Origin of the sequence: Microbacterium sp. Marseille-Q6648, assembly GCF_943181415.1 — a bacterium.
Classification (GTDB): domain Bacteria; phylum Actinomycetota; class Actinomycetes; order Actinomycetales; family Microbacteriaceae; genus Microbacterium.
On sequence record NZ_CALPBZ010000001.1, the window covers coordinates 499,810 to 511,759 of the forward strand.

At 68.9% G+C, this 11,950-nt stretch carries 11 protein-coding genes and 2 tRNA genes; 7 read left to right on the forward strand and 6 right to left on the reverse strand.

What is annotated here, in order from left to right; genetic code table 11:
* Positions 1–7: 7 nt before the first annotated feature.
* From NFR93_RS02360 to NFR93_RS02380, 5 genes are all read left to right on the forward strand, one after another.
* Positions 8–1,228: a PucR family transcriptional regulator gene (locus NFR93_RS02360; protein WP_251449719.1), complete on the forward strand. Its 1,221-nt coding sequence runs from the start codon at positions 8–10 to the stop codon at positions 1,226–1,228.
* A 110-nt stretch (positions 1,229–1,338) separates the two neighbouring features.
* Entirely contained in the window at positions 1,339–2,250 is a 912-nt protein-coding gene (locus tag NFR93_RS02365) for an ACP S-malonyltransferase (RefSeq protein WP_251449720.1), read from the forward strand.
* Between the two features lie 11 nt (positions 2,251–2,261).
* Positions 2,262–3,263, forward strand: a complete 1,002-nt coding sequence (locus tag NFR93_RS02370) for a beta-ketoacyl-ACP synthase III (protein WP_251449721.1) — start codon at positions 2,262–2,264, stop codon at positions 3,261–3,263.
* 74 nt (positions 3,264–3,337) lie between these two features.
* Positions 3,338–3,586, forward strand: a complete 249-nt coding sequence (locus NFR93_RS02375) for an acyl carrier protein (protein WP_251449722.1) — start codon at positions 3,338–3,340, stop codon at positions 3,584–3,586.
* 65 nt (positions 3,587–3,651) lie between these two features.
* A complete protein-coding gene (locus NFR93_RS02380; protein WP_251449723.1) occupies positions 3,652–4,890 on the forward strand; it encodes a beta-ketoacyl-[acyl-carrier-protein] synthase family protein in 1,239 nt (412 codons plus the stop codon).
* 146 nt (positions 4,891–5,036) lie between these two features.
* Here NFR93_RS02380 and NFR93_RS02385 read toward each other — a convergent pair whose 3' ends face one another.
* Together NFR93_RS02385 and NFR93_RS02390 are read right to left on the reverse strand one after the other, a co-directional pair.
* Positions 5,037–5,540, reverse strand: a complete 504-nt coding sequence (locus tag NFR93_RS02385) for a DUF3145 domain-containing protein (RefSeq protein ID WP_251449724.1) — start codon at positions 5,538–5,540, stop codon at positions 5,037–5,039.
* Positions 5,541–5,711: 171 nt separating this feature from the next.
* Entirely contained in the window at positions 5,712–6,485 is a 774-nt protein-coding gene (locus tag NFR93_RS02390) for a hypothetical protein (RefSeq protein WP_251449725.1), read from the reverse strand.
* Between the two features lie 146 nt (positions 6,486–6,631).
* On the opposite strand from NFR93_RS02390, the gene NFR93_RS02395 reads away from it, so the two are divergent.
* Positions 6,632–8,653: a DUF262 domain-containing protein gene (locus NFR93_RS02395; protein ID WP_251449726.1), complete on the forward strand. Its 2,022-nt coding sequence runs from the start codon at positions 6,632–6,634 to the stop codon at positions 8,651–8,653.
* Here the strand turns inward: NFR93_RS02395 and NFR93_RS02400 are convergent.
* Positions 8,651–8,724: transfer RNA gene (locus NFR93_RS02400), tRNA-Ile, on the reverse strand. The genes NFR93_RS02395 and NFR93_RS02400 overlap by 3 nt on opposite strands.
* A gap of 43 nt (positions 8,725–8,767) precedes the next feature.
* On the reverse strand, positions 8,768–9,853 hold the full coding sequence (locus NFR93_RS02405) for a DMT family transporter (protein ID WP_251449727.1): 1,086 nt from the start codon (positions 9,851–9,853) through the stop codon (positions 8,768–8,770).
* Positions 9,854–9,896: 43 nt separating this feature from the next.
* On the opposite strand from NFR93_RS02405, the gene def reads away from it, so the two are divergent.
* On the forward strand, positions 9,897–10,463 hold the full coding sequence (def, locus tag NFR93_RS02410) for a peptide deformylase (protein WP_251449728.1): 567 nt from the start codon (positions 9,897–9,899) through the stop codon (positions 10,461–10,463).
* Between the two features lie 15 nt (positions 10,464–10,478).
* Here def and NFR93_RS02415 read toward each other — a convergent pair whose 3' ends face one another.
* Entirely contained in the window at positions 10,479–11,723 is a 1,245-nt protein-coding gene (locus tag NFR93_RS02415) for a hypothetical protein (protein WP_251449729.1), read from the reverse strand.
* Between the two features lie 110 nt (positions 11,724–11,833).
* A tRNA-Asn gene (locus NFR93_RS02420) sits at positions 11,834–11,906 on the reverse strand.
* Between the last annotated feature and the right edge of the window lie 44 nt (positions 11,907–11,950).

Below are 11,950 nucleotides of genomic sequence, written 5' to 3' on the forward strand. Positions count from 1 at the left end.
CGGCGCGATGCCCGCCGCCACGGCACCGATGGACAAACCCGAGACGCTCGCCTGGCTGCGACGGATCTCGGGTGACCTCGCGACCGTCACGATCAAGCGCCTGGAGGACACCCTCCCGTGGTACGCGGAGATGCCTCCGGCGCGCAGATCGGCTGTCGGTCTGGTGGCACAGGCGGGCATCACGTCGTTCATCCAGTGGTACGACGACCCAGAGTCGACCCCCTGGATCGCTGCGGACATCTTCGCCGCCGCGCCCCGCGAGCTGCTGCGCAGCGTGAGCCTCACCCAGACCCTGCAGCTCATCAGGGTGACCGTCGAGGTCACCGAGGAACGCGTGACGGGCAAGGGCGAGCATCTGCGCGAGGCGATCCTGCTCTACTCGCGCGAGGTCGCCTTCGCCGCCGCCGACGTCTACGCCCGTGCGGCGGAGGCTCGTGGGCTGTGGGATGCGCGGCTGGAGGCCCTCGTGGTGGACTCCATCCTGACCGGCGAGGCCGATGAGGAGCTCCCGAGCCGCATCGCCGCGCTGGGCTGGCACGGACACGGCGAGGTGGCCGTTCTGGTCGGCACCACTCCCCCGCAGTTCGACGTCGATCAACTGCGGCGGACAGCGCGCAAGCTCGCCGCCGACGTGCTGATCGGCGTGCAGGGGTCGCGTCTGGTGCTGGTCGTGGGCCGCGCCGAGACACCGCCCCGGGCCGACGAGGCCTCGGCGGAGCTGCCCTTCACCGAGATCGCCAAACAGCTGGAACCCGGTTTCGGCAGCGGTCATCTCGTCCTGGGTCCGGCCGTGCCCGCGCTGGTCGAAGCCGGTCAGAGCGCCCGCGCGGCCCTGGCGGGCTTCGCCGTCGCGCGATCCTGGCGGCACGCCCCCCGTCCCGTGGAGGCCGACGATCTGCTTCCCGAGCGAGCCCTCGCGGGTGATCCGCTGGCGAAGCAGACGCTCGTCGAGCGGATCTACCGGCCCCTTCAGGCGCACAGCTCCGACCTCGTCGCCACGCTGTGGGCCTACCTCGACAACGGCCGCTCCCTCGAGGCCACGGCACGCGAGCTGTTCGTCCACCCGAACACCGTGCGCTATCGGCTCAAGCGCGTATCCGAGGTGATCGGCTGGGACGCCACCGGCCCGCGAGAGGCGCTCATCCTGCAGACGGCGCTGATCCTGGGTTCGATCGGCACGGATGCCGCACGACGGCGCCCGCAGGCGGCGCGGCGGGCACCCGCCTGAAACTGGCCCGGTCATCTCGATCTGCACTGTCGCCTCCGCACAAAGGCCAGCGGGATTCTTGTGACGACATCGCCAGAAGGTGTATCCGCATCCTTGGCAGGATGGTGAGAGTGATCATCGCCGTGTTCCCGGGTCAGGGCTCCCAGTCCCCCGGCTTCCTCACTCCCTGGCTCGACGTCGACGGCGCACGCGACCGGCTGGCCGCCTACTCGGACTGGTCGGGCGTGGACCTCATCGCCGCGGGGACGGAGTGGGATGCCGAGCGGATCCGCGACACCCAGGTCGCCCAGCCGCTGATCGTGGCCGCGAGTCTGCTGTCGTGGAACGCTCTGGACGCCCGCGACGCCGTCGAGGGGGTCGCCGGCCACTCCGTGGGCGAATTCGCCGCGGCCGTCGCCGCCGGCATCCTCTCCGAAGAGGACGCACTCCGGCTCGTCGGTATCCGCGGTCGTGCGATGGCCGAGGCGGCTACGGCGCAGGCGACCGGCATGAGCGCGGTCATCGGCGGTGACCAGGATGCCGTGGTCGCCCGCCTGGGCGAGCTCGACCTCACTCCGGCGAACTACAACGGCGGCGGACAGCTGGTGGCGGCGGGTCGCGTCGACGCCCTCGCCGCCCTCGCCGAGACTCCTCCCCCCGCGACCCGGGTGATCCCCCTCGCGGTGGCAGGCGCCTTCCACACGCGCTTCATGGAGCCCGCCGTCGAGCGTCTGCGCGAGGCTGCCGAGTCCGTCCAGGCCTCGGACCCTCGGACGACCATCTGGACCAACCGCGACGGCAGCGCCGTCCCGAGCGGTCGCGACTTCGTCCGTGCCCTCGTCGAGCAGGTGGCCTCTCCCGTGCGCTGGGACCTGTGCATGGGAGCATTCTCGGATGCCGGCGTGGGCGGTCTCATCGAGCTGTCGCCGGCGGGTACGCTCACCGGGCTGGCCAAGCGCGCCCTGCGGGGCGTACCCTCCGTCGCGGTGAAGACACCGGACGATCTCGCGTCGGCCCGCCGCCTCGCCCATCCAGACGCATGACCGGAGACGCCATGACACCCACGCTCGTCCAGTCGACCGGCCCCGCCCACACCCGCATCTACGCCTACGGTGCCGCGCGCGGTGAGATCGCGGTGCCCAACGACGACCTCGTCGGGCCCATCGACTCCAGCGACGAGTGGATTCGTCAGCGGACGGGGATCGTGACGCGCGTGCGCGCGATTGCCGAGACCGACGCCATCGACCTGGCCACGGATGCCGCGCGTGAGGCGATCGAGCGGTCCGGCGTCGCATTAGGCGACATCGACGCGGTCATCGTCGCGACCATCAGCAACCCGAAGCAGACGCCGTCGGTCGCCGCCATCGTCGCCGACCGCGTCGGCGCGAATCCGGCGGCGGCCTACGACCTCAACGCCGCCTGCGCCGGGTTCGCGTACGGCATCGCGCAGGCGGACGCCCTCATCCGCGCCGGGTCCGCTCGGTATGCCGTCGTCATCGGCACGGAGAAGCTCAGCGACATCGTCGACCCCGCCGACCGGAGCATCTCGTTCCTCTTGGGCGACGGTGCGGGAGCAGCCGTCGTCGGTCCCAGCGACAGCGCCGGGATCGGACCGACCGTGTGGGGATCCGACGGGTCGAAGGCGGAAGCGGTCGGCATGAACCACACCCTGACGGAGTTCCGCGACGGCCGCGCTCCCTGGCCGACCCTCCGGCAAGAGGGTCCGACGGTTTTCCGGTGGGCGGTGTGGGAGATGGTCAAGGTCGCCCGGCAGGCCCTCGAAGCGGCGGGAGTCACCGCCGCGGATCTCGCCGCGTTCGTGCCCCACCAGGCCAACATGCGGATCATCGACGAGTTCGCCAAGCAGCTGGGACTGCCCGCGACGGTCGTCATCGGCCGCGACATCGAGACCACCGGAAACACCTCGGCGGCGTCCATTCCGCTGGCCACCCACAGGCTGCTGCAGGAGCACCCCGAGCTCAGCGGCGGGCTGGCCCTGCAGATCGGCTTCGGGGCCGGGCTGGTGTTCGGCGCTCAGGTCGTCGTGCTTCCCTGACGCCGCGCATCGTCGACCCTAGACTGATTCCCGGCCCGACCGGGACCGCGAACCCCGAAGAAACAGGAGAAACCATGGCATTCACCAACGACGAGGTCCTCGCCGGACTCGCCGAGCTCATCACCGACGAGACCGGGATCTCGTCCGACGAGGTCGCGATGGAGAAGTCGTTCACCGACGACCTCGACATCGACTCGATCTCGATGATGACGATCGTCGTCAACGCCGAGGAGAAGTTCGGCGTCACCATCCCCGACGACGAGGTGAAGAACCTCAAGACCGTCGGCGACGCCGTCACGTACATCACGTCCCACCAGGCGTGACCTTCACCGGTGGGGGCATCCGCCCCCACCGGGATACCACCCGTTGCACCGAGGAATCCACACGCATGAGCACTCCCCGCATCGTCGTCACCGGCATCGGCGCCACATCGCCCATCGGCGGCACCGCACCGGAAAGCTGGTCCGAGCTCCTGGCCGGCACCTCCGGCGCCCGGAGCCTGGAGCACGACTGGGTCGAGGAGTACCAGCTTCCGGTGACCTTCGCCGCGGAGGCGAAGGTGCGACCGGAGTCGGTGCTGCCGCGCCCGACCGCGAAGCGTCTGGACCCGGCATCCCAGTTGGCGCTCGTCGCAGCGATGGAGGCGTGGGAGGACGCGGGAGCCCCCGAGGTCGAGTCCGAGCGACTCGGCGTCGACTTCGCCACCGGGATCGGCGGTGTCTGGACTCTGCTGGATGCGTGGGACACCCTGCGTGAGAAGGGTCCGCGCCGCGTCATGCCGATGACGGTTCCCATGCTCATGCCCAACGCCGCAGCAGGCAACCTCTCGCTCCACTTCGGCGCACGCGCCTTCGCGCGAACCGTCGCCAGCGCATGCGCCTCGAGCACCGAATCGATCGTGAACGCCGTCGAGCACCTGCGTGCGGGCCTCGCGGACGTCGTCATCGCGGGTGGCACCGAGTCCGCCATCCACCCCATCACCGTGGCATCCTTCGCCTCGATGCAGGCGCTGTCGCGGCGCAACGACGACCCGTCCACCGCGTCGCGACCGTGCAGCGTCGACCGGGACGGCTTCGTCATGGGCGAGGGCGCGGCCTGCCTCATCCTCGAGACCGAAGAGCACGCCCGTGCCCGCGGCGCGAAGATCTACGCCGCCGTGGTCGGTGGCGGGGTCACGGCCGATTCGTACCACATCACCGCGAACGACCCCGAGGGCCACGGAGCAGCGCGCGCCGTACGGATGGCGCTGGAGATGGCGGGCGCTTCGCCCGATGACGTCACGCACATCAACGCGCATGCGACATCCACACCCGTCGGCGACCCGAACGAGTACCAGGCGCTCAAAGCGGTCTTCGGCTCCCGTATCGACGAGATCCCGGTGTCAGCCACCAAGGCATCGACCGGTCATCTCCTCGGCGGCACAGGTGCGCTCGAGGCGCTCTTCACGATCCTCGCGCTGCGGGACCGCCAGGCTCCGCCGACGATCAACATCACGACGCAGGACCCCGACGTGCCGTTCCGCATCTCCGGTTCCCCCGTCGCTCTCGGAACCGGCGACCAGCTGGCCATCAGCAACTCCTTCGGCTTCGGCGGCCACAACGCCGTGGCGGCCTTCACTGCCGTCTGACGTCCGGCGCACGAAGAAGCCCCCGGGAATCCGGGGGCTTCTTCGCATCAGGCGGTGATACACGGTCCCGCAGCCCGGGAAGTCGACCTCCGAGCGTCGGTACTGGCGCCTCTCGCCTGCCGGCCTGTCCTCAGCCGACTTCTTCCTCATCCGACCTTGTGCAGCCAGACCACGGGGGCGTCGTCGCTGGCATGCCGGAAGGGCTCCAGCTCGTCATCCCACGCGGCACCCAGCGCGACCTGGAGCTCGCGCTGCAGCTCGAAGGCATCTCCTGCCGAGACCTCCATGGCGTACCGGATGCGATCCTCCCCGATGACGACGTTCCCCGCGGCATCGGTCTGGGCGTAGTGGATGCCGAGCCCCGGGGTGTGCAGCCACCGGCCGCCGTCGCTGCGCGGCGTGGGGTCCTCGGTCACCTCGAAGCGCAGATGCTCCCACCCGCGGATGGCGGTGGCCAGGGCCGCGCCGGTGCCGGCGGCGCCTTCCCAGTAGAATTCCGCACGCCGGCTGCCGGCCAGCACCGGCTGATCAGACCAGTCGAAGTTGACCGCACGACCGAGGGCGCGCCCGACCGCCCACTCGAGGTGGGGGCAGAGCGCTCTCGGCGCGGAGTGGATGAAGACCACTCCGCGCGCCTGCGTCGTCGCCATGATGTCTCCGTTTCCTTCAGGTACGTCTTCCCCTACGACCTGAAACGGATCACCGGCGTGTTCGGTTGTCTGGGGCCATTATCCCGATGCCCGGCCGGAATCACAAGCCTGTCATTCGAGAAGGGGCTCCCGATGTGAATCGGGGGCCCCTTCTCAAATGCGGATCGACGCTCAGGCCTCGCTCATGGCCTGCAGGTCGGCCTTGCCCTTCGCCGCGTAATAGGCCGCACGGGCGGCATCCCGGCGGTTCTGCTCGGCCTGACCGGCGTCGCGGGTCTCCTGGTCGACCTCGACGTAATCGGTGGTGGGCCGGCCGTGGTACTTCTCGATATAGGCGTCCAGCTCGGGGCCGGACTCCCACGACGTGATGAGGCAGTAGCGGGGAGCGTCGCCGGTGTGGTGGACGGCGTGCCAGAGCCGCTGCGTGTCTACGATCAGCTGCGCGCCCGCGGGCAGCGCCAGGCGGTACTCCACGCTGGGGTCGGTGCGGTTGTCGCGCAGGACGAAATAGCTGTCCTTGTCGTCGGTCAGGTTGAAGAACCCGCGGACGATCCAGCCGGTACCGTCCGGGTTGAGCCGGTTGTTGTCGTCCTGGTGCAGGTTGTAGAGCGCGTCGGCGTAGGAGTTGGGCTGGAGCTCGATGATGCGGCAGCGCCCGACATTGGCGCCGGGCTCCATGGCGCGCTCAGTGAGAGTGGGGGCGATTGCGGTCTGCGAGTCGATCCAGACGCCGTCCTTGTCGGTGCGCGGCGGCGTATGGTTCCAGAAGCCGTTGCACTCGACCTCGCCCTTGGCAGAGGCCAGCGGTGCGAATCGAGTGTCGCCCGAGGACTTCCAGTCGACGTACTCCAGGTCGAGCCACTCCTTGGGATCGATCGGTCGATCGTAGGAGTCGAGGACGACGAAGCCGGTCTCATCGAGAGCGGCGGACTTGATGTAACCCATGCGGATCATGCCTTTCGGTCAGCGGGCCAGCACGTTTTAACAGGCCCCACTGAGGCAAGCCTACCCGCGCGATCCGCGCCATCCCGGGGCAGGCGAGCGTGTCGGTTACAGTGGACGTCGCGAACCACCGAGAGGCGATCCCGAGCATGGTCACTGCCATCACAGCCACGAACGTCGACGCGACCGCGGTGAACACGATCGGCTGGCTGTCCTCCGGCGAATGGTCGATCGTCGTTCCGGTCTACCAGCGTCAGTATCGCTGGGACATCGGGGCGTGCGAGCAGCTCCTGGCGGACATCCGGGCCGTGGCGGACCTGGATGATCGCCACATGCACTTCATCGGCTCGGTGCTCTCATCCGTGTCGGCGCGCGGTGACGAACTCGTGCTGATCGACGGGCAGCAGCGCATCACGACCCTCATGCTGCTGGTCGCAGCGCTCCACCACACCGTGCGGGACCGGCATCCGGATCTCGGGACGGATCTCGAGCGCGTCCTGGTCCGCGCCGCCGACGGCGCTCGAACGAAGCTCCGGCCTCACCCTGCGTGGGCGGAGGTGTTCGAGAGGGTGGTGCTCACACCGCCGTCCGGCCACGCCGCCTCCCGACTGTCGCGCTTCGACGACAACTACGCGTTCTTCCGCAGCCAGATCTCGTCGGAGGAGGCTCCGCGCATCTGGCGTGGACTGCAGAAGCTCGAGCACGTCGCCATCACCCTGGGGCCAGGGGCCAACGCGCAGCAGATCTTCGAGAGCTTGAACTCGACCGGCGAGCCGTTGCGCGACCACGAGCTGATCCACAACTACGTGCTGATGGGACTCTCGCACGCCGAACAGCGTGAGGTCGAGGAGGAGTACTGGCTTCCGATCGAGCGGAACACCGGCGAGGCCATCGCCGCGTTCTGGCGTCAGTACCTGGTCATGCGCACCGGACGCGAAGCGCCGGACGACGGCGGACGCGGCGTCTACGACGCGTTCCGCGCCGAGTTCCCTCGCCTGGAGTGGGCGGATCTGCGCGAGCTCGCCACGCAATGGCGCGACTTCTCCGAGGTCTACCGGACGCTGCTCGATCCGAGCAGCGCGACCGATGACGAGGTGTCGCGCGACCTGGCCCACCTGAACGAGTTCGGCAGCGGGATGTACCCGCTCACCATGCGGGTGTACCGCGATCACGTGGCCGGCACGCTGGATCACGCCCGGCTGCGCGAGACTCTCGCCACGGTGCAGTCTCTGCTGGTGCGCCGGGCGGTGGTCGGGGTCCGCAGCGATCGGCTGGCCGCACGCCTGTGCCGGGCCGCCGGGGACGGGCACGACGCCCTCGTGCAGGCGGTCGCCCGCATCACTCCCTCCGACGACCGGGTTCGCGTCGCGCTCAAGTACTCCGAGCTGCCGCACGCGTCCTTCGTGCTCCACCGGCTGTCGGGGGCCCCCGCCGACGCGGATGTCGAGATCGATCACATCGTTCCCCTCGCGCCCGCCGACACGTGGAGCGGCGATGGGGACCGGCCGTGGTCGGCCTACTCCGATGACGAGCAGAACAGCCATCGCGCCCTCGCGCAGACCCTCGGGAACCTCGTCCTCCTCGAAGCGGATCTCGCCGAGCGCGCCTTCGACGAGAGCTTCCCGGCCAAGCGGCGGCATTATGCGCGCAGCGGACTCGCGCTCACACGCGAGCTCGCCGAGCGGGAATCCTGGGGTACGGCGGCCATCGCCACGCGCTCGGACCGGCTCACCGAGGAGTTCATCCGGATCTGGCCGCGGCCGGGCGACGCGCCCATCGACGACGATGGGCTCACCCCGATCCTCGACGCGGTGCGACGCCGTGGCTGGCCGCGCGGGTGGCAGCGCGAGTGGTCCTACGTGGAGTACTGCGGTGAGCACTGGGAAGTGCCGGACGTGAGGTACCTCTTCAACCGCGTCTTCAAGCGGCTGTGGTCGGACTCCCGTGAGCACGTCCAGGCGTACAGCCGCCGCCGCGGCGGACCGGTGTACACCGAGCAGTCGTGGAACGGTCAGTGGGACCGCCTCGACGAGGAGACGTTCCTGTACATGGGCTGGGACTCGAGCTACATGCTGGGGGCCGTGCAGGGGGTCCTCGACGAGGCGGGTCTGGCGCCGGAGGTGTTCGTGAAGTACTCCTACATCGGCGAGGCCATGCAGGAGCGTGCGTAGGGCGGGTGGGACTTGAACCCACGATCGTCGGGTTATGAGCCCGCTGCCTTGACCAGCTTGGCCACCGCCCCTCCCCCACGAGCCTAAAGCACGCGCGGGGCTGACTCCGCAGCCTCAGCGCTTGTCGAGGTCGTCCACTTCGGGGTCGCGCACAGGCGGCTCCGGCCATACCTTCGCGACCGCCTCGGTGACGCGGATGGACCCCGTCGTCGGGTGGGCGACCTCCGTGCCGGAGCTGCCTCGCACGATCGGGATCTCCTGGCTGTCGCTGATCACCTGCGGGTGGTAGCGGGCCAGCTGCAGCACGCCCCACACCGCCACCGCGCCGACGATTCCGAAGGCGATATACGCCCAAAGCGGCGCTCCCGAGGCCTCGCCCAGCACGAGCAGGCCGATGAGGATCGCGACCATGGGGTCGATGACCGTGAGCCCCGCGATGACGAGGTCCGGGGGCCCGGACGAGTACGCCGTCTGCACGAAGTAGGCGCCGAGCACCGTCCCGATCACCAGTGCGGCGAGACAGAGGAGAGTCAGCCACTCGAAGTCGCCGGCTTGGATGCGCTTGATGACGACCTTGGCCAGCGTCGCGACGAAACCGTAGATGACACCCGCAGCCATGATGTAGAAGAGCGCGCCCATGCGCCGACGCAACCACGCCCAGAGACCGCTGAAGACGATCGCGACGGCAGCCAGGAGGATCAGGATCGTGATCAGCTGCGCGTTGGACACCGGCTTCTCGGTGGCGAAGGCCGCCGCGATGGTGACGAACACGAAGATGCCGCCGACGCATGCCGCGATCGCGATGAGCGATCGACGCGTCGGCGAATGACCGCTGATGCGGGCGTTCAGCAGCGTCGTGACGACCAGGGCGATCGCCCCGAGCGGCTGCACGACGATGAGGGGCGCGAAGGTGAGGGCCGCGAGCTGGCACACGATGGCCACGGCGAGCATCACCGTGCCGATCACCCAGGACGGTCGCGAGAGCAATCGCAGCAGCTGCGAGCGGCTCAGCCCCTGACTCGCGACGGAGCCGCTGAGCTGCTCGACCTTGACGACCCCGCGATGCTGGTACTGCGCGCCGAAGGACATGAAGATCGCGCCCAGGAGTGCGAGAGGGATCCCGATGAGGATGCCGGGATTCTGGAAGGCGCCGACGAGCTGGTCGCCCACCTCTTCGAGCTCGTTCGCCGTCCACACCACGACAGAAACCCTAACGGCCGGAGCCCCTCGATAGGCTCAAGGCGTGGCCGTTCTTCCGATTCGCATCATGGGCGATCCCGTGCTCCATTCCCCCGCTTCGCCTGTCGCCGAGATCACCGATGACATACGCACGCTCGTCCAGGACATGTTCGAGACGATGGATGCCGCGCCCGGCGTCGGTCTGGCCGCGCCCCAGGTGGGAGTCGGCCTGCGGATCTTCACCTACTCCTATCCCGACGACGACGGTGCCCCGTGGCGGGGGGTGGTCGTCAACCCCGAGTTGTGGATGCGTCCGTTCGAGCCCGGCGAACCCGACCCGGACGACGAGTCGGAGGGCTGTCTGTCCTTCCCCGGCGAGCGGTTTCCCCTGCGCCGCTCCGACAAGGTCGTCGTGATCGGGACCGACCTCGAAGGCGCCCCCGTCCGGCTGGAGGTGGACGGCTGGCGGGCCCGGATCCTGCAGCACGAGTTCGACCATCTCGACGGTGTGCTGTACATCGACCGGATCGGCGACGGTGAGTGGAAGACCGCTCAGAAGATCGCGCGCAAGCGCGGCTGGGGTCGCCCCGGACACGCGTGGACGCCAGGAGTCGACGACATCGACGCCTGACGTCCACGTGAGGGCTCAGCGCGTGGCGCGGTAGAGCGTCCCCATGTTCGTGCCGAAGTAGAACACGCCGTCCTTCACTGCCACGCTGCTCGCAGCGCCGCGCATCTCGCTGGTGATCTCGCCATTGTGCCAGGTGTGGAACCAGTTGGGCACAGGGATGTCGACGTTCATCACCGGAGCCCACGAGACGCCGTCCTTGGACGAGTAGAGGGTGTCATCGGTCGTGGTGCCCGAGGCGCGCACGAGCGCGTAGATCGTGGATCCGTCGACATAGAAGTCGCTGATCACGCCGCGGACGGTGCCGAGCGTCGCCGACTGCGTGCTCGGCTTGCCCTTGGCCGCGGTGTCGTACACGAACACGCTGTTGTTGATCGACTTGCCTACGATCTTGGTTCCGAACGCGACGACGGTGTGTGCGTCGTGGATGCCCGCTGCAACGCTGGTCGGCAGGGTGACGGTCGACCACGAGCCGCGGGAGTAGACGTCCAGCACCTTGTTGCGGATGCCGTTCTGGTCGACCACGGTCGCCGACGCGTACACCTTGCCGCCGATCACGGCGAGCCAGTAGTACCGGTCGAAGTCGTTGCTGCCGACCGCCGACGACCGGGTCTTCGCGATCGTCCACGTCTTGCCGCCGTCCGAGGACTTCTTGATCGCGGCGAGATACGGAGCCTTGCCGTATACGGCGGGATCGGGGTTGACGATGCTGCCCGCCAGGAAGATCTCGCTCCCGGCCACCGCGACATCGAAGACGTGGATGAACGGCGTCGCCGCCGCGTAGGCCCAGGCGCCGCCGGCGTTGCCCGCGAAGCCCGCGTTCGAGGTCCACCCCACCTTGGGGTCGACGTCGCCGGTGTAGACGCTGCCGCCGTACACGCGGAGCGCGTCGAGCTCCTCGCCGTTGACTGTCAGGTGGTGGGTCTGGGCTCCGGAGGTGAGACTGTGGGAGTTCAGCGCGATGGGACCGATGTTGTCGTCGTAGCTGCCCCAGCTCGAATAGAGCTGATCGCCCGCGATGGCGAGGTCGTGCAGCGACCGGTTCCAGTGGTCGGCGAGTGCGGCCGCGTCGGTGTTGGTCGCGAAGAGGGTGCCCGAGACGGTCGGGACGGGAGCGGGAGACGGAGCGGGCTGGGTCTGACCGCTGCCGCCCTTGCCGCCGCCGCCGCCGGGCTTGGCTGCCCAGGCCGGCGCGGCGGGTCCGAGGACGAGCGCGGTGATTGCGAGTGCTGCGAGGGAGGGGATGAGGGGGGTGTGCTTCACGTGATCAGCATGGCGAACGCCGAGATCACGTGTCTGTAGGTCGTTCGGGGGACACACCACCCGCCGTCGATGCACGAAAAAGGCCCCGAGGGTGGAGCCTCGGGGCCTCGCTCCCCCACTTGGACTCGAACCAAGAACCTATCGGTTAACAGCCGATTGCTCTGCCAATTGAGCTATGGAGGAATGTCCGCGCTCTCGCGCGGGCAACCACACCATATTAGCAAAGC

Coding starts and splice junctions, on each gene's coding strand:
- NFR93_RS02360 (WP_251449719.1), top strand. CDS start 8: ATGCCCGCCGCCACGGCACCGATGGACAAACCCGAGACGCTCGCCTGG.
- NFR93_RS02370 (WP_251449721.1), top strand. CDS start 2,262: ATGACACCCACGCTCGTCCAGTCGACCGGCCCCGCCCACACCCGCATC.
- NFR93_RS02375 (WP_251449722.1), top strand. CDS start 3,338: ATGGCATTCACCAACGACGAGGTCCTCGCCGGACTCGCCGAGCTCATC.
- NFR93_RS02380 (WP_251449723.1), top strand. CDS start 3,652: ATGAGCACTCCCCGCATCGTCGTCACCGGCATCGGCGCCACATCGCCC.
- NFR93_RS02385 (WP_251449724.1), bottom strand. CDS start 5,540: ATGGCGACGACGCAGGCGCGCGGAGTGGTCTTCATCCACTCCGCGCCG.
- NFR93_RS02390 (WP_251449725.1), bottom strand. CDS start 6,485: ATGGGTTACATCAAGTCCGCCGCTCTCGATGAGACCGGCTTCGTCGTC.
- NFR93_RS02395 (WP_251449726.1), top strand. CDS start 6,632: ATGGTCACTGCCATCACAGCCACGAACGTCGACGCGACCGCGGTGAAC.